This is a genomic window from Nocardioides sp. Soil777, assembly GCF_001428425.1.
GTDB lineage: Bacteria > Actinomycetota > Actinomycetes > Propionibacteriales > Nocardioidaceae > Nocardioides > Nocardioides terrigena.
In genome coordinates this window covers 166,994-187,498 of record NZ_LMSN01000018.1, presented here as the reverse complement: position 1 = coordinate 187,498, position 20,505 = coordinate 166,994, and the positions used below count along the sequence as shown (strand labels likewise).

Annotated in this window: 22 protein-coding genes; 18 read left to right on the top strand and 4 right to left on the bottom strand. The window is 72.6% G+C overall.

Features of this window, described 5'->3' with window-relative positions:
- Positions 1-20: 20 nt before the first annotated feature.
- Positions 21-509 carry a CinA family protein gene (locus tag ASG88_RS17955; protein WP_056888806.1) on the top strand — a complete coding sequence of 163 codons (489 nt, stop codon included), beginning with the start codon at positions 21-23 and terminating at the stop codon, positions 507-509.
- A gap of 60 nt (positions 510-569) precedes the next feature.
- Positions 570-899: a helix-turn-helix domain-containing protein gene (locus tag ASG88_RS17950; RefSeq protein ID WP_056888805.1), complete on the top strand. Its 330-nt coding sequence runs from the start codon at positions 570-572 to the stop codon at positions 897-899.
- A 27-nt stretch (positions 900-926) separates the two neighbouring features.
- Here ASG88_RS17950 and ASG88_RS17945 read toward each other — a convergent pair whose 3' ends face one another.
- Both ASG88_RS17945 and ASG88_RS17940 read right to left on the bottom strand, forming a co-directional pair.
- Positions 927-1,718, bottom strand: coding sequence for a DNA-formamidopyrimidine glycosylase family protein (locus ASG88_RS17945; protein ID WP_056888804.1), 792 nt, complete (start codon positions 1,716-1,718; stop codon positions 927-929).
- Positions 1,711-6,273 (bottom strand): ATP-dependent helicase, encoded by a 4,563-nt coding sequence (locus ASG88_RS17940; RefSeq protein ID WP_056888803.1) that lies wholly within the window; start codon positions 6,271-6,273, stop codon positions 1,711-1,713. The genes ASG88_RS17945 and ASG88_RS17940 overlap by 8 nt, the downstream gene beginning before the upstream one ends.
- Positions 6,274-6,387: 114 nt before the next feature.
- On the opposite strand from ASG88_RS17940, the gene ASG88_RS17935 reads away from it, so the two are divergent.
- Positions 6,388-6,990 carry a Dps family protein gene (locus ASG88_RS17935; RefSeq protein ID WP_056888802.1) on the top strand — a complete coding sequence of 201 codons (603 nt, stop codon included), beginning with the start codon at positions 6,388-6,390 and terminating at the stop codon, positions 6,988-6,990.
- A 50-nt stretch (positions 6,991-7,040) separates the two neighbouring features.
- On the top strand, positions 7,041-8,426 hold the full coding sequence (locus tag ASG88_RS17930) for an AAA family ATPase (RefSeq protein ID WP_056888801.1): 1,386 nt from the start codon (positions 7,041-7,043) through the stop codon (positions 8,424-8,426).
- On the opposite strand, the gene ASG88_RS17925 is transcribed toward ASG88_RS17930, so the two are convergent.
- On the bottom strand, positions 8,423-9,064 hold the full coding sequence (locus ASG88_RS17925; RefSeq protein WP_056888800.1) for a class I SAM-dependent methyltransferase: 642 nt from the start codon (positions 9,062-9,064) through the stop codon (positions 8,423-8,425). The genes ASG88_RS17930 and ASG88_RS17925 overlap by 4 nt on opposite strands.
- Before the next feature lie 43 nt (positions 9,065-9,107).
- On the opposite strand from ASG88_RS17925, the gene ASG88_RS17920 reads away from it, so the two are divergent.
- From ASG88_RS17920 to ASG88_RS17855, 14 genes are all read left to right on the top strand, one after another.
- Complete coding sequence (locus tag ASG88_RS17920) at positions 9,108-10,073, top strand: ABC transporter ATP-binding protein (protein ID WP_056888799.1); 966 nt, start codon at positions 9,108-9,110, stop codon at positions 10,071-10,073.
- Complete coding sequence (locus ASG88_RS17915; RefSeq protein ID WP_082600663.1) at positions 10,073-10,921, top strand: ABC transporter permease; 849 nt, start codon at positions 10,073-10,075, stop codon at positions 10,919-10,921. Before ASG88_RS17920 ends, ASG88_RS17915 begins: the two co-directional genes overlap by 1 nt.
- Positions 10,921-11,712 (top strand): ABC transporter permease, encoded by a 792-nt coding sequence (locus ASG88_RS17910; RefSeq protein ID WP_056888798.1) that lies wholly within the window; start codon positions 10,921-10,923, stop codon positions 11,710-11,712. Before ASG88_RS17915 ends, ASG88_RS17910 begins: the two co-directional genes overlap by 1 nt.
- A gap of 37 nt (positions 11,713-11,749) precedes the next feature.
- On the top strand, positions 11,750-12,283 hold the full coding sequence (locus ASG88_RS17905; protein WP_056888895.1) for a DinB family protein: 534 nt from the start codon (positions 11,750-11,752) through the stop codon (positions 12,281-12,283).
- On the top strand, positions 12,280-12,894 hold the full coding sequence (locus tag ASG88_RS17900) for a class I SAM-dependent methyltransferase (RefSeq protein ID WP_056888797.1): 615 nt from the start codon (positions 12,280-12,282) through the stop codon (positions 12,892-12,894). The genes ASG88_RS17905 and ASG88_RS17900 overlap by 4 nt, the downstream gene beginning before the upstream one ends.
- Positions 12,891-13,085 carry a DUF3046 domain-containing protein gene (locus ASG88_RS17895; RefSeq protein ID WP_056888796.1) on the top strand — a complete coding sequence of 65 codons (195 nt, stop codon included), beginning with the start codon at positions 12,891-12,893 and terminating at the stop codon, positions 13,083-13,085. The genes ASG88_RS17900 and ASG88_RS17895 overlap by 4 nt, the downstream gene beginning before the upstream one ends.
- Positions 13,082-14,371 carry an MFS transporter gene (locus ASG88_RS17890; RefSeq protein ID WP_056888795.1) on the top strand — a complete coding sequence of 430 codons (1,290 nt, stop codon included), beginning with the start codon at positions 13,082-13,084 and terminating at the stop codon, positions 14,369-14,371. Before ASG88_RS17895 ends, ASG88_RS17890 begins: the two co-directional genes overlap by 4 nt.
- A 182-nt stretch (positions 14,372-14,553) precedes the next feature.
- A complete protein-coding gene (recA, locus tag ASG88_RS17885; RefSeq protein ID WP_056888794.1) occupies positions 14,554-15,603 on the top strand; it encodes a recombinase RecA in 1,050 nt (349 codons plus the stop codon).
- Complete coding sequence (locus ASG88_RS17880; RefSeq protein ID WP_056888793.1) at positions 15,593-16,384, top strand: regulatory protein RecX; 792 nt, start codon at positions 15,593-15,595, stop codon at positions 16,382-16,384. Before recA ends, ASG88_RS17880 begins: the two co-directional genes overlap by 11 nt.
- Positions 16,385-16,393: 9 nt before the next feature.
- A complete protein-coding gene (locus ASG88_RS17875) occupies positions 16,394-16,801 on the top strand; it encodes a hypothetical protein (RefSeq protein WP_056888792.1) in 408 nt (135 codons plus the stop codon).
- Between the two features lie 56 nt (positions 16,802-16,857).
- Positions 16,858-17,745 (top strand): PPK2 family polyphosphate kinase, encoded by an 888-nt coding sequence (locus ASG88_RS17870; protein WP_082600661.1) that lies wholly within the window; start codon positions 16,858-16,860, stop codon positions 17,743-17,745.
- Entirely contained in the window at positions 17,742-18,554 is an 813-nt protein-coding gene (locus tag ASG88_RS17865) for a HipA family kinase (protein ID WP_056888791.1), read from the top strand. The genes ASG88_RS17870 and ASG88_RS17865 overlap by 4 nt, the downstream gene beginning before the upstream one ends.
- Positions 18,551-18,931, top strand: a complete 381-nt coding sequence (locus tag ASG88_RS17860; RefSeq protein WP_056888790.1) for a DUF3037 domain-containing protein — start codon at positions 18,551-18,553, stop codon at positions 18,929-18,931. Before ASG88_RS17865 ends, ASG88_RS17860 begins: the two co-directional genes overlap by 4 nt.
- Complete coding sequence (locus ASG88_RS17855) at positions 18,928-19,713, top strand: DNA alkylation repair protein (protein ID WP_082600659.1); 786 nt, start codon at positions 18,928-18,930, stop codon at positions 19,711-19,713. Before ASG88_RS17860 ends, ASG88_RS17855 begins: the two co-directional genes overlap by 4 nt.
- On the opposite strand, the gene ASG88_RS17850 is transcribed toward ASG88_RS17855, so the two are convergent.
- Positions 19,677-20,420 carry a sirohydrochlorin chelatase gene (locus ASG88_RS17850; RefSeq protein ID WP_056888789.1) on the bottom strand — a complete coding sequence of 248 codons (744 nt, stop codon included), beginning with the start codon at positions 20,418-20,420 and terminating at the stop codon, positions 19,677-19,679. The two genes, ASG88_RS17855 and ASG88_RS17850, sit on opposite strands and share 37 nt — an antisense overlap.
- Positions 20,421-20,505: the final 85 nt, after the last annotated feature.

Sequence of the window (20,505 nt, the reverse complement as noted above, 5' to 3'; positions counted from 1 at the left end):
ACGTAGCTAGAGTCCCCAGCATGGCGACGGACCCCCGGCAGATCGTGGCGCTGCTCACTGCTCGCGACGCCACCGTGGCCACGGCTGAGTCGCTCACCGGAGGACGCCTGGCGGCGTCGCTGACGTCCGTGCCCGGGGCGTCCGCGTGCGTCACCGGGGGCGTCGTGGCCTACGCGACGCACGTGAAGGTCGACGTCCTCGGGGTCCCTGCCGACCTGGTCGCCGAGCACGGCGTGGTGTCGGGCGAGTGCGCCGCGGCGATGGCGACGGGGGTCCGCGACCTGCTCGGTACGACGTACGCGATGGCCACCACGGGCGTCGCTGGTCCGGACCAGCAGGAGGGACACCCGGCGGGACACGTGTGGGTCGCGGTGGCCGGCCCGGACGGCGTGGAGACGAGGCTGCTGACCCTCACCGGGGACCGGTCCGCCGTCCAGGAGGCGACCTGCCGGCACGCGTTGTCGGTGCTTGCGGGCATGCTCACCCGGGAAGAACCAGCGCTCGGGTAGCGTTGGCCACCACGGAGCCCGCCACGAGCGGGCCCTTCGACGGACGGGAAGGACAGCGCCATGGTGCTCTTTCGACGCATCCTCGGTGACGTGCTCCGCAGCGAGCGGATGCAGCGTGGCCTGACCCTGCGCGAGGTGTCCGCCGACGCCCGGGTCAGCCTCGGCTACATCTCCGAGATCGAGCGCGGCCAGAAGGAAGCCTCGTCGGAGCTCCTCGCCTCGCTCTGCTCGGCCCTCGACCTGCCCCTGTCCGACGTCCTCCGCGAGGTGTCCGACGCCGTCGCCGTCGAGGAGCTCGCGCAGGGCCTGCGCCGCGTCGAGTCCGTCGAGGCCACCCCGATCACGTCGGTCCGGACGGCCGCCGGCGACGTGGTCGCCTCCGCCGCCTGACCACCGCCGCGTGAGCCCTGCCCCGCGTCAGTCCTCGGGCTGGCAGCGCGGGCACCAGTACGACGCCCGCTCCTTCTCGGCGGGTCCCCGCATGGCCACCCGTACCGGTGTCCCGCAGCGGCGACAGGGCGCGTTGTCGCGGCGGTAGACCCACATCCGCTCGCGGGGTCGCAGGTCCCCGGTGGTCGACTGGATCGCCCGCTCCTTGTTGAGGTCGAGCATCTGCCTGGCCCGCCGCACGAGTCGCTCGAGATCGGTGACCTCCCCGACCGGCCGCAGCGGGTGAACCCCGCTGGTGAAGCAGAGCTCGGCCATGTACATGTTGCCGATGCCGGCCAGGTTGGTCTGGTCGAGCAGCGCCTCTGCCACCGGGCGGGCGGGGTCGCTCCGCAGCCGGCGCAGCGCCTCGGCCTCGTCCCAGTCTCCGCCCAGCAGGTCGGGGCCGAGGTGGCCCACGACGTCGGGCTCGTGGGAGCGGGGCACCAGCTCCACGATCCCCAGCGAGAAGCCGACGGCGGCCCGGGCGTCGGTGCGCAGCACCACCCGGGCCTGGGTGGACGGGCGACGCCACTTCTCGTGGAGGGGGTAGACGTGCCAGCTGCCCTCCATCTTGAGGTGCGTGTGCAGGGTCCACGACTCCTCGTGCTCGATGTGGGTGAGCAGGTGCTTGCCGCGCGAGAACGTACCGGTCACCGTGGCGCCGGACAGGTCGACGGTGGCGAGCTGGGGCACGCGGAAGTCGCTGGCGACCAGCACGTGACCGGTGAGTGCTCGGTCGAGCTTGCGGGCCGCTCGATAGACGGTGTCTCCCTCAGGCACGCATCCTCAGTCCCTTCGGGGTGGCCACGAAACCGGCCTCGTCGAGGGCGGCCCGCAGCGGGGTGGTCCCGCCGCCGAGCAGTGCGGCGCCGTCGGCGCGCTCGACGACGAGCTTGCCCAGTGCACCACGGCGGGTGGCATCGGCCAACGCGGAGGCGGCCGGGACCAGCCGGTCGGGGTCGTCGCTCCAGGTCAGCAGGGTGCGTCCGCCGCGTTCGACGTACATGGTGAGGTCGCCGTCCACCAGCACGACCAGGGCGCCAGCCTTGCGTCCCGGGCGGTGCCCGGCCTTCTCGGCGGCCTTGGCCGTCGCGGGGTCGGCGGGCTGCTCGGCCCCGCGACCGCTCGTCTCCGGCCAGGGCAGGGCCGCGCCGTAGGGGTTGGCCGGATCGGTGGCGGCCAGGGTGACGGCGTCGGGCTTGGAGTCGGCCGGCTCGCTGAAGGTGCGCAGCCGGTCGATCGCCCCGGCCGACCCGAACTGGGCAGCCCCGAGGCCCTCGATGAAGTAGCCGCGTCGGCAGCGCCCGGTGTCCTCGAAGGCGGAGAGCACCTTGTAGACCCCGGCGAAGCCTCCGGGCACACGCTCGCTCATCACCGCGCCACGGGTCACCACCCCGTGGCGCTCGAGCAGGTGCTCGGCGGTCGCGTGGGCGCGGCGGGTCGGGTCGGAGTCGCGCTCGGGCAGCAGCGCCCAGCGCCCGGCCGTCTCGGGGGGACCGGTGCGGACCGGCATGCGGCCGGTGCCGGTGCGCCGGCCGCCGCGCAGACGAGGTGGCGTGCGCCGGGTGCGGTGACTGGCGTTGCCCGAGCGCACGAGCGCCCGCAGCGGTGTGACGGTGTCGTTGGTGAGCCGGCCCTGCCACACCAGCGACCACAGGGCCGCGGAGAGTTCCGGGTCGCTGGTCGAGCCGACCCGGTCGGAGAGCTGGCGGAAGAACCATGCCCCGCCGGGGTCGAGGGCCTCGAGCACGGCCCGCTCCACGGCGCTCGGCTCGACGTCGCTGATGTCGGGGAGCGTGAGCTCGGCCTGGTCCGCGAGGTGCAGGCTGACCCAGCCGTCGCTGCCGGGCAGGGGCGAGTGGCCGGCCCACACGACCTCGCCGGAGGCGGTGAGCTCGTCGAGGTAGGACGGCTCGTAGTCGCGGACCCGGGCCGCCAGCACCAGCGGCTCCAGCGCGCTCGCGGGCACCGGGCAACCGGCGAGCTGGTCGATCGCGGCGACCACGCCGTCGACGCCCCGCAGCTTGCCGCCGACCCGCTGCCACGCTGGCAGGAAGCGCGCCACGGTGTCCTGGGTGACGGGCTCGACCTCCTTGCGGAGCCGGGCCAGGGAGCGCCGACGCAGCTTGCGGAGCACCTCGGCGTCGCACCACTCGCTGCCGCTGCCGGCGGGACGGAACTCGCCCTCGAGGAGCCGGCCACGGGACACCAGCCGCTGCAGGGCGTGGCGCGCGACGGCCTCGCCGAGGCCGAGCCGGGCGGCGACGTCGGCGGTGGTGAAGGGGCCGTGCGTGCGTGCGTAGCGGGCGATGAGGTCCCCGATGGGGTCCTCGTGGGGCTCGGTGAAGACGTCCGGGGTGCCCGGCGGCACGGGCACGCCGAGGCCGTCGCGCAGCCGGCCGACGTCCTCGACCGTCGTCCAGCGCTCCTCGCCGGCGATGCGGGCCGGGACCACGCGGCGTACGTCGGAGAGGGCCGCCAGCCAGGAGTCGACGTCGGCGCCGTCCGTCGACCGGGCGGTGACCTCGGCACGGCTCAGCGGGCCGAGCAGCCGCAACAGGTCGGCGACCGCCTCCGCGTCGCGCGCACGGCGGTCGGGAGCGAGCCACTGGAGCTCGGCCTCGACCTCGGCGAGCACCTCCGGGTCGAGGAGCTCGCGGAGCTCGGCGCGACCGAGGAGCTCGGCGAGCAGGCCCTGGTCCAGGGACAGCGCGGCGGCCCGGCGCTCGGCGATCGGGGAGTCACCCTCGTAGACGAACTGGGCGACGTAGCCGAAGAGCAGGCTGCGGGCGTAGGGGCTGGGCGTCTGGGTGGCGACGTCGACGATGGTGATCTCGCGACGCTGGACACGGGTCAGCAGCTTGACCAGCGCGGGCAGGTCGTAGACGTCCTGGAGGCACTCGCGGATCGCCTCGAGGACGATCGGGAAGGACGGGTACTGGGAGGCGACCTCGAGCAGCTGGGCGCTGCGCTGGCGCTGCTGCCACAGGGGGCTGCGGCGGCCCGGGTCCCGGCGGGGGAGCAGGAGCGCGCGGGCGGCGCACTCGCGGAAGCGGCTCGCGAACAGTGCGGAGCCGCCGACCTCCTGGGTGACGAGCTGCTCGATCTCGTCGGGCTCGAAGACGACGACGTCACCGCCCGGCGGCTCGTCCTCGGTGTCGGGGATCCGGATGACGATGCCGTCGTCGGACGCGACCGCCTGGCCGTCGATGTCGTAGCGCTCGCGCAGCCGGGCGTTGATGGCCAGCGCCCAGGGCGCGTGCACGGGTGTGCCGTAGGGCGAGTGGACGACGAGGCGCCAGTCGCCGAGCTCGTCGCGGAACCGCTCCACCAGCAGCTGGGTGTCACTGGGCAGCGCGTTGGTCGCCTGCTGCTGCTCGGTGACGTAGGTGACCAGGTTGCCGGCGGCGTACTCGTCGAGGCCACGGTCGCGGGCCTGCTGGCGCGCCTTGTCGGGGGTGACGCTGCCGAGCTCGCGGGTGAAGCTGCCGATCGCCTCGCCCAGCTCGGCGGGCCGGCCGAGCGAGTCGCCCTTCCAGAACGGGAGGCGTCCGGGGATGCCGGGGGCGGGCGTGACCAGCACCCGGTCGTGGGTGATGTCCTCGATCCGCCAGCTGGTCGCGCCGAGCGCGAAGATGTCGCCCACGCGCGACTCGTAGACCATCTCCTCGTCCAGCTCGCCGACCCGGCTCGCCTTGTCGCCGACGAGGAAGACGCCGAAGAGGCCGCGGTCGGGGATGGTGCCGCCGCTGGTGACGGCCAGCCGCTGGGCCCCGGGCCGACCGGAGAGCACGCCGGTGACGCGGTCCCACACGATGCGCGGTCGCAGCTCGGCGAACTCCTCGCTGGGGTAGCGACCGCTGAGCAGGTCGAGGGTCGCGTCGAAGGCGCTGCGGGGGAGGGCGGAGTAGGGCGCCGCGCGGCGGACGAGGTCGTAGAGGTCGTCGACCTCCCAGTCCTCCAGCGCCGTGCAGGCCACGACCTGCTGGGCCAGGACATCGAGCGGGTTGGTCGGGACAGAGAGGGACTCGATCGCGCCGCTGCGCATCCGCTCGACCGCGACCGCGGTCTGCGCGAGGTCGCCGCGGTGCTTGGGGAAGAGGACGCCGCGACTGACCTCGCCCACCTGGTGGCCCGCCCGGCCGACCCGCTGGAGGGCGCTGGCGACGCTGGGGGGCGACTCGATCTGGATGACCAGGTCGACCGCACCCATGTCGATGCCGAGCTCGAGGCTGCTGGTCGCGACGACGCAGGGGAGCCGGCCCCGCTTGAGGTCGTCCTCGATGAGGGCGCGCTGCTCCTTGGAGACCGAGCCGTGGTGGGCCTTGGCGATGATCGTGCCGGCGCCGCTGCTCTGCCCGGACTGGGCCATCACCTGGGCCGGCGGGCCGGCCGCGGGCTCGTCGGTGTCGTCGCCCGCCGCCCGGTCGGTGGCGATCTCGTTGAGCCGGGCGGTGAGCCGCTCCGCCAGCCGGCGGGAGTTGGCGAAGACGATGGTCGACCGGTGCTGCTCCACCAGGTCGACCACGTGCTCCTCGACGTGCGGCCAGATGCTGGTGGCGCGCTGCGGGTCGCCGGACTCCTCGTCGTACTCCTCGGGTGCGGTCATGTCCTCGACGGGGACGACGACCCGGAGGTCCCACTGCTTCTCGCTGGGGGGCGAGACGATCTCCACCGGGGCGCTGCCGCCGAGGAACCGGGCGACCTCCTCCAACGGCCGGACCGTGGCGCTCAGGCCGATGCGCTGGGCGGGTCGGTCGAGGAGGGCGTCGAGGCGCTCGAGGGAGACGGCGAGGTGGGCGCCGCGCTTGCCACCGGCCACCGCGTGCACCTCGTCGAGGATGACGGTGTCGATGCCGCGCAGTGACTCGCGGGCCTGGCTGGTCAGCATCAGGAACAGCGACTCGGGGGTGGTGATCATGATGTCCGGCGGGCTGCTCGTCAGCTTGCGCCGGTCGGCCGGGGAGGTGTCACCCGAGCGCAGGCCCACGGTGAGGTCGGGCAGACTGGTGCCGAGCCGCTCGGCGGTGTGCCGGATGCCGGTCAGCGGAGCACGCAGGTTGCGCTCGACGTCGACGGCCAGCGCCTTGAGCGGGGAGATGTAGAGGACCCGCGTGCGGCGGGTCTTGTCGTCCGGGCGCTCCGCGGTGAGCAGCGAGTCGATGGCGTGCAGGAAGGCGCTCAGCGTCTTGCCGCTGCCGGTCGGCGCGACGACGAGCGCGTGCTTGCCCGCGGCGATGGCGTCCCACGCGCCCTCCTGGGCGGTCGTCGGCTGCGCGAAGGCGGCCTCGAACCAGGCGCGCGTCGGCGCACTGAAGTGGTCGAGGGCTGACATGGGCCCAGTCTGTCCTACGGCACCGACAGCGGGTCCGCCTCGCTGGCCGGCGACGACCGTCGCACCGCCCGCAGGGGTGGGCACGGTCTTCCCCGACCTGCCTAGTGTCGAGGCATGGCCACCAAGAGCACCCCCGCCCAGACCTTCCACGTCCCCGGCCTCAGCGCCAAGGAGAGCACCACCGTCGTCGCCGCGCTGCAGGACCGGCTCTACGCCTACACCGACCTCCACCTCGTGCTCAAGCACGTGCACTGGAACGTCGTGGGCCCCAACTTCATCGGCGTCCACGAGATGCTGGACCCGCAGGTCGACATGGTCCGTGGCTACGCCGACGCGGTGGCCGAGCGGATCGCCACCATGGGCGGTACTCCGATCGGCACGCCCGGCGCGCTCGTCGACGCCCGCTCGTGGGACGACTACGCGCTCGGCAAGGACACCGCACAGGCCCACCTCGGTGCCCTCGACCTCGTCTACACCGGGGTGATCGAGGACAACCGCACGGCGATCGACGTCGTCGGCGAGATCGACCCCGTCACCGAGGACCTCCTCATCGGCCAGACCGGTGAGCTCGAGCAGTTCCACTGGTTCGTCCGCGCCCACCTGGAGAACGCCGGCGGGCGGCTCTCCACCGAGGGCGCCACCACCGAGGAGGAGGCCGCCGACGCGGCGCGCGGGACCCAGCGGCGTACGGCCAGGAAGACCGCCCGCAAGAAGTAGGACCGCAGAATCTCGTCGCGGCTGTCCCCGCCAGTCCCTAGGCTCGCGCCATGACGGACATCGGGGGAGACGACCAGCTGCGCGCCGACCTGGCGCGGCTGGTCAGGCAGCTGACGCGCGAGGAGCCGGCGCAGCGGGGGACACCGCTTCTGGAGGTGCTCGACGAGCACCTCGGCACGCGGGCCGACGAGCTCCCGGTGGTGGTCGAGAAGGTCGACGTCCACCGCTGGGTCGACACCGACATCGCGCTGGCCGAGATCGCCGGGCGTGACGCCGACGCACGGCTGGTCGGGGTCGGCGGCGGCGACCAGCGGCACCACAGCTCGTTGGGCGACCTCATCGCCAACGCCGAGTGGGGACGGTTCCGGCAGGGACAGGTGGACCGGCTCAACGTCCCCACCGGGCCGGACGACGAGCGGGCGACGGTGGCCTTCGGGCTGCACCTCTTCCGCTACGACGGGCGCCAGGTGGTCGTCCTCCAGCGCGGCCACAACCCGCAGTTCCACGGCGAGGCACGCCTCGAGGTGATCGTGCAGGACCCGGAGGTCGGGGCAGCCCTGCTGGCCGAGGTCCGCGACCTCGCCGTGTCGCGCTCGGTGCTCCGCGGCCAGGTCATCAGCTTCGCCGGCAACCCCTACGAGCCGTCCATGGGCGCGATCACGTTCGTCCGGCGTCCCGACCTGCCCGCCGACCGGGTCATCCTCCCGGAGGGCACGCTCACCCAGGTGCGCGGCCACGTCGTCGAGCTCGCCGTCCACCGCGACGAGCTCCGCCGGCGCGGACAACACCTCAAGCGCGGCATCCTCCTCTACGGCCCGCCCGGCACCGGCAAGACCCACACGGTCCGGCACCTGGTCGGAGCGGGTCCGGACACCACGGTCGTCCTGCTCTCCGGGACCCAGATGGCGTACGTCGCGCAGGCCGCGCAGATCGCCCGCGCCCACCAGCCCGCGATCGTCGTCCTCGAGGACGTCGACCTGATCGCTGAGGACCGCGACCACGGTCACTTCGGAGGCGGCGCGTCACCCCTGCTGTTCACGCTCCTCGACGCGATGGACGGTCTCGACCAGGACGCCGACGTGGTCTTCCTGCTGACCACCAACCGGGCCGAGGCCCTCGAGCGCGCCCTCTCCCAGCGTCCCGGTCGGGTCGACCTCGCCGTCGAGATCCCGTTGCCGGACGTCTCTGCGCGCCGCCAGCTCATCGGCCTGTACGCCGCCGAGGTGGGCTTCAGCGACGAGGCGATCGCCGCCGCGGCCGAGGCGTCCGCGGGCACCACCGCGTCGTACTCCAAGGAGCTGGTCCGCCGGGCGGTGCTGCGGGCCGCCATCGCCGAGCGGTCGCCCTCCGACGAGGACCTCGCGGCCGCCTCCGACGAGCTGCAGGCGGACGGCGCCGTCCTGACCCGCTCGCTCCTGGGCAGCGGCCCCGGCTAGTCGCGACGCCGGGCGAGGAGGAACCCCTGTGGATCCTTCTCGCCCATCGGCGCACGCTGGAGCCGCGCCACCTCCGAGAGGCCGGCTGCCTCCAGCACCGCGGACCACCGGTGCAGCGACCGGTGGAAGCGGGTCAGCCGTACGTCGTGGCCGAGGGCCCGGTAGCCCTCACCGACGTCGCGGGCGGCCTCGCCGACCTGGAAGGCGACGAGCACCAGGCCTTCCGGTCGCACGACGCGGCGCGCCTCGGCGGCGATGCGCGGCAGGTCGTCGTCGGGGGAGTGGATGGTCGAGTACCAGTACATCGCGGCGTCGAACGCCCCGTCGTCGTACGGCAGGTCGGTGATCGTCCCGACCACCCAGCCGATGTCGGGGTGGTCCCGACGAGCCATGGCGACCATGCCCGACGACAGGTCGACGCCGGTGACCCGGGCGCCGCGGTCGGCGAGGTAGCGCCCCATCCGGCCGGTCCCGCACCCGGCGTCGAGCACGTGCGGCGCGGGGCCGAGCAGGGCGAGCAGGTGGTCGATCGTCGCCAGGTCCAGCGCCGCCTCGGGCCCGGTGCCCGGGAAGTGCCGGGCGTAGTCGGCGGCCACGGCGTCGTACGTCGACCTGACCTGTCCGTTGACCGCGTCCATGCTGCGGAGTGTTCCACGCGGGTCGGGGACATCGGGTCGAGCGATGTCGGTGGCCCTCTATAGGGTCGCGTCCGTGACGGAATCCATGATCCTGGCCCGGGGGCTGCGCAAGTCGTTCGGCGACTTCGAGGCCGTCAAGGGCATCGACGTCGACGTCCGCCGCGGCGAGGCGTTCGGCTTCCTCGGCCCCAACGGCGCCGGCAAGTCGAGCACCATGCGCATGATCGCCAGCGTCAGCCCCATCAGCGGCGGCGAGCTGACGATCCTGGGCATGGACCCGGCGACCCACGGTCCGACGATCCGCGGCCGGCTGGGGGTGTGCCCGCAGGAGGACACCCTCGACAACGAGCTCAACGTCCGCGACAACCTGTTCATCTACGGCCGCTACTTCGGCATCCCCCGCGGCGAGGTCAACAGCCGCGTCGACGAGCTCCTCGAGTTCGTGCAGCTCACGGACAAGGCCAAGTCCAGGGTCGAGGACCTGTCCGGCGGCATGAAGCGGCGGCTCACGATCGCCCGCAGCCTCGTCAACCGACCCGACCTGCTCCTGCTCGACGAGCCGACCACCGGGCTGGACCCGCAGGCCCGCCACGTCCTGTGGGACCAGCTGTTCCGGCTCAAGCAGGCCGGCGTGACGCTGGTGATCACGACCCACTACATGGACGAGGCGGAGCAGCTCTGCGACCGGCTGGTCGTGATGGACAAGGGGCTCATCGCCGCCGAGGGCTCTCCCCGCCAGCTGATCGAGGAGCACTCGACGCGCGAGGTCGCCGAGCTCCGCTTCGGCATCGTCGACGAGGGCAACGTCCACGAGCAGATCGCCGAGAAGATCGGCGACCTCGGCCGCCTCGAGGTGCTGCCCGACCGCATCCTCGTCTACAGCCCCGACGGCGAGGAGGTCATCGCCAAGGTGCACGAGCGCGGCCTCGAGCCGATCGCCGTGCTGGTGCGACGCTCCACGCTGGAGGACGTCTTCCTCAAGCTCACCGGTCGGACGTTGGTGGACTGATGGCCGACCCCACGACCGACCGCTCGACCGAGCCGACGACGGACCCGACGACCGAGCCGCGCGGGCTCTCGCTGGCCGAGGGGATCGGGCGCCAGCGCGACTACTGGTGGACGGTATTCAAGCGCACGTGGCGCGGCGGCATCATCTCCTCGTTCTTCTCACCGCTGTTCTACGTCCTGGCGATGGGCGTCCTGCTGGGCGGCTTCATCGAGGTCGACCCGTCCCAGCTCGAGGGCGCCACGTCCTACCTCGCCTTCATCGTCCCCGGCCTGGTGGTCGCGCACGCGCTCGGCATCGCCGTGGGGGAGACGACCTACCCGGTCATGGGCGGCCTCAAGTGGCACAAGACCTACTGGGCACAGGCCGCGACCCCGCTCGAGGCCCGCCACATCGCCGGCGCGCACCTGATGTTCGTCCTGTTCCGCCTGGCGACCGCCTGCGGCGTCTTCATGGTGGTGCTGGCGCCCTTCGGCGTCTTCGAGAGCTGGTGGGGACCGATCCTGGCCTTCGGCGTCCAGCTGCTGACCGGCATGGCCTTCGCCACGGTCGTGATGGGCATCGCGGTGCGGGTCCGGTCCGAGGAGGCCTTCGGGGTGATCTTCCGGCTCGGCGTGATGCCGCTGACCCTCTTCTCCGGCGCGTTCTTCCCGGTGAGCAACCTCGGCCCCGTCATGGAGTGGCTGGCCCGCCTCACCCCCATGTGGCACGGGGTCAACCTGTCCCGCATGCTCTGCCTCGACACCGTCGACTGGCCGGTGGCGCTGGTCAACGTGAGCGTGCTCGCGGGGGTCACCGCCTTCGGATGGTTCTGGGCAGCCCGCGGTCTCGAGCGGAGGCTGGTGCTCTGATGTCGGTCACCCCCTACGAGCCGCTCACGTCGGTCCAGGCCCTCGGCCTGCTGGTGCAACGCAACTACATCACCTACCGCTCCTCGTGGAAGCTCTTCGTCACCGGCTTCCTCGAGCCGGTCTTCTACCTCTTCTCCATCGGGATCGGCGTCGGCCAGCTCGTCGACGGCTTCGAGTTCAACGGCCAGGCCATCCCGTACGCCGAGTTCGTGGCGCCCGGCATGCTCGCGGTCAGCGCGTTCAACGGTGCCCTGATGGACTCGACCTACAACGTCTTCTTCAAGCTCAAGTACGAGAAGCTCTACGACCAGATGCTGGCGACCCCGCTCACGACGGCCGACATCGCGCGCGGCGAGATCGCGTGGGGCCAGATCCGCGGGTCGACCTACTCGGCGGTCTTCCTGCTCGTGATGGCCGCGATGGGGATGCTGCACACGTGGTGGGCCTTGCTCGCGCTGCCGGCCGCCATGCTGATCGGGTTCGCCTTCAGCGCCGTGTGCATGGCGCTGACGACGTGGATGAAGTCCTTCCAGGACTTCGACAAGATCACCCTGATACAGATGCCGATGTTCCTGTTCTCGGCGACGTTCTTCCCGATCACCGCGTACGACGGCGCCCTGCGCTGGATCGTCGAGGCCACGCCGCTCTACCGCGGGGTCGTCCTGTGCCGTGAGCTCACGACCGGCACCCCGGGCTGGGAGAGCGTCATCTCGGTCGTCTACCTGCTCGTCATGGGCCTCATCGGCCTGGTGATCGTCCGGAGGCGTCTCGACAAGCTCCTCCTCACCTGACGTGGAGCGCGACCCCGACCGCTGGGAGGATGGAGCCATGCCCGAGCCCGACCCGATCGCACCGGACACCAAGGACTGGACCTGGGTGCTCGACCGACCGTGCCCGGAGTGCGGCTTCGACCCCGGTGCCCACACGCTGGCCGCGCTGCCCGGCCTCCTCCACGACTCGGCCATGGTCTGGTCGCGGGTGCTGGCGCGGGTCGACGCCGCATTCCGTCCGGCACCCGGAGTGTGGTCCGCCCTCGAGTACGCCTGCCACGTCCGCGACGTCCACCGGGTCTTCGCCGAGCGCGTCGCCCTCATGCTGGTGGAGGACGAGCCGCACTTCGCCAGCTGGGACCAGGACGAGACGGCGGTCGCCTCGCGCTACGCCGAGCAGGACCCCGCCACCGTGGACACCGAGCTGGTCGAGGCGGCCGGACACGTGGCCGGTGTCTACGCCACGGTGACCGCCGAGGAGGGCGCGCGGCGGGGGTTCCGGTCCGACGGGAGCGAGTTCACCGTGGAGACGCTGGGCATCTACCACCTCCACGACGTGCTGCACCACGTGCACGACGTGGGTGTGGCGTGACCGACGCCGCCTCGGCGACGGTGCGCGCCTACGACCTGGACGCCGCCGCGTACGCCGCCAACGCACCGGCCGTGCCGGAGTCCGTGCGTGCGGCGGTCCGTGGCCTCGTCGAGGAGCTCGGCGCGGGCGCGCGGGTGCTGGAGGTCGGCTCCGGGGGAGGTCGCGACGCGGCGCTCCTGGAGGAGCACGGCCTGCGCGTGCGTCGTACCGACGTGACCCCGGCCTTCGTGCAGCTGTTGCGCGCGCAGGGCCACGAGGCCGATGTCCTCGACCCGTTGACCGACGACCTGTCCTCCGACGAGGGTCCGTACGACGCCGTGTGGGCCAACGCCTGCCTGCTGCACGTGGCCCGGCCGGACCTGCCCGCCGTCCTGACGCGTCTCGCAGCGCTCACCCGGCGCGGCGGTCTGCTCCGCGTCGCGGTCAAGGAGGGCGACGGCGAGGGATGGTCGACGCACGGGTCGATCCGGGGTCCGCGGCACTTCACCTACTGGCGGCCCGACGCCCTGCGCGAGGTCCTGGTGGGCGCGGGCTGGGTCGACGTCTCGATCGTCCGTGTCCCGGGCAAGGGGTCCGAGCAGTGGCTCGAGGTCGTGGCGGTGCACGGATGAGGCACACCGAGTTCTGGGCCCGTCTCGACCACGCGCTCGGCACGGAGTCCTCGCGCTCCTGGGCGGAGCTCTACGTCATCGGGGAGCTCGGCAGCCGCACCGTCGTCGAGGCGCTCCACGCCGGCGTGTCCCCCAAGCAGGTCTGGGCCGCCGTCTGGCGCGTGCTCGACCTGCCGGACTCCGAGCGGTGAGCGCCACCGGGGACGACCCGCTCGCCCGGCACGCCGACGTCCAGGCCCGGACCGTGCGGGTGCTGGTCGTCTCCCAGGCCGTCGGCGCGGTCGGGGTGACCATCGGCGTGGCCACGGCCTCCCTGCTGGCCCGCGACATCTCGGGCTCGGACGCCCAGGCCGGCCTGGCCCAGACCTTCCAGGTGCTCGGGACGGCGCTCGCCGCCTACGTCCTCGCCCGGCTGATGGGTCGGCGGGGTCGCCGCGCCGGGCTGGTGGCCGGCTACCTGGCGGGTGCCTCCGGGGCGGCGCTGTGCGTCGCCGCCGGGGTGCTCGACTCGATGCTGGTCCTGCTGACCGGGGCCGTGCTGCTGGGCGCGACCACCGCGGTCAACAACGGGTCTCGCTACGCCGCGACCGACCTGGCACCCGAGGCGAGCCGGGGCCGGGCGCTCTCGGTGGTCGTGTGGGCGACCACGATCGGCGCCGTGGCCGGACCCAACCTCACGGGGGTCGGGGCAGGACTCGCGCGTCGGCTCGGCATCCCGGAGCTCACCGGCGGTTTCGCCATCGGGGCAGTGGTGCTCGTCGCAGCGGCGGTCTGGATCGCGGTGCTGCTGCGGCCCGACCCGCTCCTGCTGGCCCAGGCCGCGGCCGGCGCCACGGCCGAGGCACGCTCCGGCCGGTCGTGGTCCCGCTTCACGGCGGCGGTCGGCGCGCAGCCGGCCCTGGTCGCGGCGATCGCCGGGATGGCCTGCGCCCACGCCGCGATGGTGACGGTGATGATCATGACGCCGCTGCACATGGAGCACGGCGGTGCGCACCTGCACGTGATCGGCTTCGTGATCTCGGTGCACGTGCTCGGGATGTTCGCGTTCTCGCCCCTCGTGGGCATCGCCTCCGACCGCCTCGGACGACCCCGGGTGCTGCAGGCCGGGGGAGTGGTGCTGCTCGTCTCCCTGGTGCTGTGCGGGCTGGCGCCCGAGGGGTCCTCGTGGCAGATCTTCGCGGGCCTCTTCCTGCTCGGCCTGGGATGGTCGTGCGCCACGGTGGCCGCGTCGACGATCATCGCCGACCTGACCCCGGTCTCCGCTCGCACCGACGTGCAGGGCACGGCCGACATGGCGATGTCGCTCACCGCGGCCGGTGGCGGTGCCCTCGCCGGCCTGATCGTCGGGTGGCTCGGCTACCCCGTGCTGGCGGCGTTCGCCGGGGTGCTGGCGCTGGCCGTGCTGCTGGCCGGGGCCCGGGCGGGTGCGGCCACGCGGCCGGCCTCCCCGGCCGAGGGGACCGGCATCCGCCGCTAGTCGCGACACGCGGGCGCGCCGTCCATGACTCGAACAACTGTTCGGGCTAGATTGTGTCCACAGGTACGACGCACGACGAGGTTGTCCACAGCGTTCGGCGGTGCTGATCAGGCATTGTCGGTGGCTCGTCCTAGCGTCGCAGACGTACCTGACTACCCGACGGACAAGACAAGGACACACACATGGCTGGTGGAGACCGCGAGAAGGCACTGGATGCCGCACTCGCCAACATCGAGAAGTCGTTCGGCAAGGGCTCGGTCATGCGACTGGGCGACGACACCCGTGCTCCGCTGGAGGTGATCCCGACCGGTGCGATCGCCCTCGACGTGGCTCTCGGCCTCGGCGGTCTGCCCCGTGGCCGTGTCGTGGAGATCTACGGTCCCGAGTCCTCGGGCAAGACGACGGTCGCCCTGCACGCGGTGGCCAGCGCCCAGGCGGCCGGCGGCATCGTCGCCTTCATCGACGCCGAGCACGCGCTCGACCCCGACTACGCCAAGGCCCTCGGCGTCGACACCGACGCCCTGCTGGTCTCCCAGCCCGACTCCGGAGAGCAGGCGCTCGAGATCGCCGACATGCTGGTCCGCTCCGGCGCCCTGTCCCTGATCGTCATCGACTCGGTGGCCGCGCTCGTGCCGCGCGCCGAGATCGAGGGCGAGATGGGTGACAGCCACGTCGGTCTCCAGGCGCGGTTGATGAGCCAGGCGCTGCGCAAGATGACCGGTGCGCTCAACAACTCGGGCACGACGGCCATCTTCATCAACCAGCTCCGCGAGAAGATCGGCGTCATGTTCGGCTCGCCCGAGACCACGACCGGTGGTCGCGCGCTCAAGTTCTACTCCTCGGTCCGCCTCGACGTGCGTCGCATCGAGACCCTCAAGGACGGCCAGGAGATGGTGGGCAACCGCACCCGCGTCAAGGTCGTCAAGAACAAGGTCGCCCCGCCGTTCAAGCAGGCCGAGTTCGACATCATGTACGGCAAGGGCATCAGCCGCGAGGGTGGCCTCATCGACGTCGGCGTCGAGGCGGGACTGGTCCGCAAGTCCGGCGCTTGGTACACCTACGAGGGCGACCAGCTCGGCCAGGGCAAGGAGAACGCCCGCACCTTCCTCAAGGACAACCCCGACCTGGCCAACGAGCTGGAGAAGAAGATCCTCGAGAAGCTCGGTGTCGGGCCGCAGGTCGACGCCCCGTCCGACCTGTCAGACGACCCCATCGGCGTGGATGACTTCTGAGCACGCCTCCCGGCCGGGTGAGTCCAGGCCGATGCCGTCGTGGGCGGGGGACGTCCACGACGGTGTCGAGGCCTGGACCAGGTCGGCCGCACCGTCGACAGACGGGCCGGACGAGCCCTTCGAGCGGGTGCCCACCGGTCGGTCGGGTCGCCGCTCGAGCCGGTCGGCCCGCTCCCTCCGGTCTCGCGAGCCGGGCGCCGGACGCTCCGGCGACCGGGGTGCGCGGCGGACTCCCGCACCGCCCGACACGGCGGCGCAGGGACCCGACGCCGATCCCGAGTCGGTGGCCCGCAAGATCCTGCTCGACGCGCTGACCGGTCAGGCCCGCTCCCGCCAGGAGCTGGCCGACAAGCTGGCGAAGAAGGACGTCCCGGCCGACGTGGCGGCCGCACTGCTGGACCGGTTCGAGGAGGTCGGGCTGGTCGACGACGAGGCCTTCGCCCGGGCGTGGATCGCCTCCCGCCAGCCGGGCAAGGGCCTGGCCCGTCGGGCCCTGGCCCAGGAGCTGCGTCGCAAGGGCATCGACGACGAGGTGGCCCGCGAGGCGCTCGACGAGATCGACCCCGACGACGAGGACGCCGCGGCCCGGGCCCTGGTCCGCAAGAAGCTGCGCTCCGTGCGCGGTCTCGACCAGCAGAAGGCGACCCGGCGACTCGTGGGCATGCTGGCACGCAAGGGCTATGGAGCGGGCATGGCCTTCGCGATCGTCAAGGACGAGCTGGCGCGCGACGGGCTGGACGTCGAGGCACTGGACGATGCGGGGCTCGACGAGGAGTTCTAGGCTCGTCCCATGCCCGATCTTCCGGCGGTCCACGCCGAGCTACGGCGTCGCCTGAGCGTCCACGAGGATGCGTTCCTCGTCTCCGACAACCTCACGGACGCCAACACCGCGGCCAGCCACAAGGTCGACGAGCCGTCGCCCGACACCTACGTGCTCCTGGGGGCGCCGACCGACCGATACCCGGACGGTCAGCTGTTCGCCTCCGTCCGCATCGGCAAGCGCTACGTCAGCTACCACCTCATGTCGGTCTACATGTCGCCGGAGGAGCCGACGATCAGCCCCGAGCTGACCCGACGGCGGCAGGGCAAGAGCTGCTTCAACTTCACCCGCGTGGACGACGCGCTCTTCGACGAGCTGGCCGACCTCACCGACCGCGGCCGGGACCTCTACGAGGCCGAGGGCCTGCTGCGGCGGTGACGCGCGGCGCCGGTCGGCGCCCACGCGGTGCCCGTGCGCTGGGACATACTGCACCCGTGGCCACCACCGAGCAGACGAAGATCCCCGGCACCACGGCGGAGTCCGTGCGACCGCTCCTGCGGTTGCCGGAAGGACCCGTCGACCTGGGCAGCATCGACCCACGGTCCACGCCCGGCTTCGACGGTGACAAGGCCGCCGGCAAGGCGGCACTTCCGCTCGTGGGCGAGCCCCTGGCCGAGCTGCAGGAGCGCTTGTACGCCCACGGCAGGGCGGGCGGTCACCGCCGCGTGCTGCTGGTCCTCCAGGGGATGGACACCTCCGGCAAGGGCGGCGTGCTGCGTCACTCCGTCGGCCTGATCGACCCGCAGGGCGTGCGCATCACGTCCTTCAAGGCTCCCAGTGCCGAGGAGCGTCGGCACGACTTCCTGTGGCGCATCCGTCGCGCGGTCCCCGAGGCGGGCATCGTGGGTGTCTTCGACCGCTCGCACTACGAGGACGTGCTGATCGCGCGTGTCCGCGAGCTGACGACGCGCTCGGCCATCACCCGTCGATACGACGCCATCAACCGCTTCGAGGCCGAGCTCGTCGAGAGTGGCGTCACCGTCATCAAGTGCATGCTCCACATCTCCGCCGAGGAGCAGAAGGAGCGGCTCCTCGCCCGGCTCGACGACCCGACCAAGCACTGGAAGTTCAACCCCGGCGACATCGACGAGCGCTCGCAGTGGCGCGCCTACCAAGAGGCCTACGAGATCGCCCTGGAGCGCTGCAACACCCCCGAGGCGCCGTGGTACGTCGTGCCGAGTGACCGCAAGTGGTATCGCAACTGGGCCGTCGCCACCATGCTGCACGAGGCTCTCGAGGACCTCGCCCCGGCCTGGCCCCCTGCCGACTTCGACGTCGCCGGCGAGCGCAGGCGCCTCGTCGAGGAGGACCCGGTCACGTGACCGCCCGCTCGTCGCAGACCGAGGAGACCACCCTTCCCGGAGTGTTCGTCACGCGCTACGTGACGCCGCTGCGGGAGGGCGGCAGCCTGCCGGGGATCGTCGAGGGCGACGACCTGGGCACCTACGTGTGCAAGTTCCGGGGCGCGGGACAGGGTCTCAAGGTGCTCGTCGCCGAGGTGATCGTCAGTGGGCTGGCCGAGCACCTCGGGCTGCGCACGCCGCGCCTGGTGGCCCTCGACCTGGACCCCGAGATCGCGCGCTACGAGGCCGACGAGGAGGTCCAGGACCTCCTCAACGCGAGCGCGGGCCTCAATCTCGGCGTCGACTTCCTGCCGGGTGCCTTCGGCTACGACGGGACGGTGCTCGACCCGGACGGCCCCGCGGCCGACGGCGAGGCGGCGAAGGTCATCTGGCTCGACGCGTTCTGCGCCAACGTCGACCGGTCCTGGCGCAACCCCAACCTGCTGCTGTGGCACGGCGACCTCTGGGTGATCGACCACGGCGCCTCGCTCTACTTCCACCACGGCTGGGCCAGCGGCGTGACCGACCCGGCGCGCTTCGCGCGACAGCCGTGGGACGCCTCCGACCACGTCCTCGGCAACCACCTCGCCGGCGTCGCCGCGGCGGACGCCGAGATCAGTCCCCGGCTCGACCGCGACACCTTCGCGCGGGTGCTGTCCCGGGTGCCCGACGAGTGGCTCGAGCCCGTGCCGGGCGCCGAGACCCCGGACGCCCTGCGCGCGGCGTACGTCGAGTTCCTCACCGCGCGCCTCGGCACCCGCCAGTGGCTCCCGGGCGGTGTCGCGTGAAGCGGCTGTCCTACCAGTACGTCGTCCTGCGCTGCGTGCCGCGACCGGACCGCGAGGAGTTCCTCAACGTCGGTGTCGTCCTCTACTGCCAGTCCGCCGACTTCCTCGACGTGGCGTGGCACTGCGATGCCGACCGGCTCGCGGCCCTGGACCCGGGCCTCGATCCCGGCCAGGTGTGCACTGCGCTCGAGTTCGTCGAGGGCGTGGCCCGCGGGGACTCCCGCGGCGGTGCGGCATCGGGACAGCCGCTCGGCCCGCGCTTCGGCTTCCTCAAGGCGCCCCGGAGCACGGTGCTGCAGCCCGGTCCGGTCCACGGCGGCGTGACCACTGATCCCGCCCGCCAGCTCGAGCACCTCCTCGAGCGCCTCGTGGGATGAGTGCCGAGTCGGCCCTGGTGGAGGCGGTGCGCGACGCCCTGGCCGGTGCCGGCGACCCCGACCGGGCACGCCGGCAGCAGGCCTACATGAAGTCGGCCATGCCCTACCGCGGGCTCTCCGCACCGGAGCTGCGCACACTCCTGCGCCCGGTGCTCGCCGGGCATCGCCTCGGCGACCCCGACACGTGGCGGGCCACGGCTCGCGAGCTGTGGGACGGGGCCACCCACCGCGAGGAGTGGTACGCCACGATCGCCCTGCTCCGGCACCGCTACTACGCGGCCTGGGTCGATCCGGACCTGCTGCCCCTGCTCCACCACCTGATCGAGACCGGGGCCTGGTGGGACGTGGTCGACGAGGTCGCGAGCCACCTGGTCGGCGGGGTGCTCGCCGGTCACCGGGCCGCGGCCACGCCCGTCGTACGCCGCTGGGCGTCCGCCGAGGACAGCATGTGGCTCCGGCGGACCGCGGTCCTGGCACAGCTCCGGCACCGCGGTGACACCGACACCGTGCTGCTCGTGGACGCGATCGGGGCCAACCTCGAGGGCACGACGTACGGCTCGGAGTTCTTCGTCCGCAAGGCGATCGGGTGGGCGCTGCGCGAGCACAGCCGCACCGACGCCGACTGGGTGCGCGCGTACGTCGCCGCGCACGCCGAACGCCTCTCGCCGTTGTCGCGGCGAGAGGCGCTCCGACTGGTGGACCGCCGCGGCGGCGGGCCCGCGGGCCCGCAGGTCGGTCCGGAGGATCAGACGGGGACGAGCTCCACCGCGCCGACGGCGTAGCGCGCCAGCACGGCGCGGGCAACCTCCGGGTGGGCACCCAAGGGCTCCGAGACCGCGATGGCGCCGGCCTCGGTGGCCAGCTCGGCGGCCCGGTCCGGGAGGAAGCCGGGTGCCAGGAAGAAGGACGCGACCGCGATGTGGCGACGGCCCTCTGCCCGGAAGGCCCGCACGGCCTCACCGGCCGCCGGCGGAGCGGCCGACGCGAAGGCGGCCGTCACGGGGAGCTTGTGGCGGGTGCCCCAGGTGCGGGCGAGTCGCGCCACGGCCTGGTTGGCGAGCGGGTCGGAGGAGCCGGCAGCGGCCAGCACCAGGGCGTCGAGCTCGCGGACGCGGGCCTCCTTGAGGGCGTCGCGCAGCCGCAGGTCGAGCACCTCGAGGAAGGTGGCCTCCATGCCCAGGATCTTGGAGGCGCGGATCTTGAGGCCCTCGTGGCGCGACGCCGCCGCGGCGATCGCCTCGGGGACGTCCACCTTGGCGTGGTAGGCCTCCGTGAGCAGCAGGGGCACCACGACGATCTCGTCGAAGCCGGCCTTGACCAGCCGCGCGACGACCGTCTCGAAGGACGGCTTGGAGAGCTCGAGGAACGCGGCCTCGATGCGGAGGTCGGGGCGCATCGAGCGGACCTCGTCGACGAGCGCGGTGATCGTCGCGGCCGAGCGGGGGTCACGGCTTCCGTGAGCCAGGGCAACCAGTGCAGGAGCGGCCATCAGAGAGGCCTCCCATCTTGTGCGGTGGTGTGGTCGACGCCGTTGTCGGTGGTGAGGGGACTGGGGTTCTGCTGCGGGACGCGAG

Coding starts and splice junctions, on each gene's coding strand:
- ASG88_RS17955 (WP_056888806.1), top strand. CDS start 21: ATGGCGACGGACCCCCGGCAGATCGTGGCGCTGCTCACTGCTCGCGAC.
- ASG88_RS17950 (WP_056888805.1), top strand. CDS start 570: ATGGTGCTCTTTCGACGCATCCTCGGTGACGTGCTCCGCAGCGAGCGG.
- ASG88_RS17940 (WP_056888803.1), bottom strand. CDS start 6,273: ATGTCAGCCCTCGACCACTTCAGTGCGCCGACGCGCGCCTGGTTCGAG.
- ASG88_RS17935 (WP_056888802.1), top strand. CDS start 6,388: ATGGCCACCAAGAGCACCCCCGCCCAGACCTTCCACGTCCCCGGCCTC.
- ASG88_RS17930 (WP_056888801.1), top strand. CDS start 7,041: ATGACGGACATCGGGGGAGACGACCAGCTGCGCGCCGACCTGGCGCGG.
- ASG88_RS17925 (WP_056888800.1), bottom strand. CDS start 9,064: ATGGACGCGGTCAACGGACAGGTCAGGTCGACGTACGACGCCGTGGCC.
- ASG88_RS17920 (WP_056888799.1), top strand. CDS start 9,108: ATGTCGGTGGCCCTCTATAGGGTCGCGTCCGTGACGGAATCCATGATC.
- ASG88_RS17915 (WP_082600663.1), top strand. CDS start 10,073: ATGGCCGACCCCACGACCGACCGCTCGACCGAGCCGACGACGGACCCG.
- ASG88_RS17910 (WP_056888798.1), top strand. CDS start 10,921: ATGTCGGTCACCCCCTACGAGCCGCTCACGTCGGTCCAGGCCCTCGGC.
- ASG88_RS17905 (WP_056888895.1), top strand. CDS start 11,750: ATGCCCGAGCCCGACCCGATCGCACCGGACACCAAGGACTGGACCTGG.
- ASG88_RS17895 (WP_056888796.1), top strand. CDS start 12,891: ATGAGGCACACCGAGTTCTGGGCCCGTCTCGACCACGCGCTCGGCACG.
- recA (WP_056888794.1), top strand. CDS start 14,554: ATGGCTGGTGGAGACCGCGAGAAGGCACTGGATGCCGCACTCGCCAAC.
- ASG88_RS17880 (WP_056888793.1), top strand. CDS start 15,593: ATGACTTCTGAGCACGCCTCCCGGCCGGGTGAGTCCAGGCCGATGCCG.
- ASG88_RS17875 (WP_056888792.1), top strand. CDS start 16,394: ATGCCCGATCTTCCGGCGGTCCACGCCGAGCTACGGCGTCGCCTGAGC.
- ASG88_RS17855 (WP_082600659.1), top strand. CDS start 18,928: ATGAGTGCCGAGTCGGCCCTGGTGGAGGCGGTGCGCGACGCCCTGGCC.
- ASG88_RS17850 (WP_056888789.1), bottom strand. CDS start 20,420: ATGGCCGCTCCTGCACTGGTTGCCCTGGCTCACGGAAGCCGTGACCCC.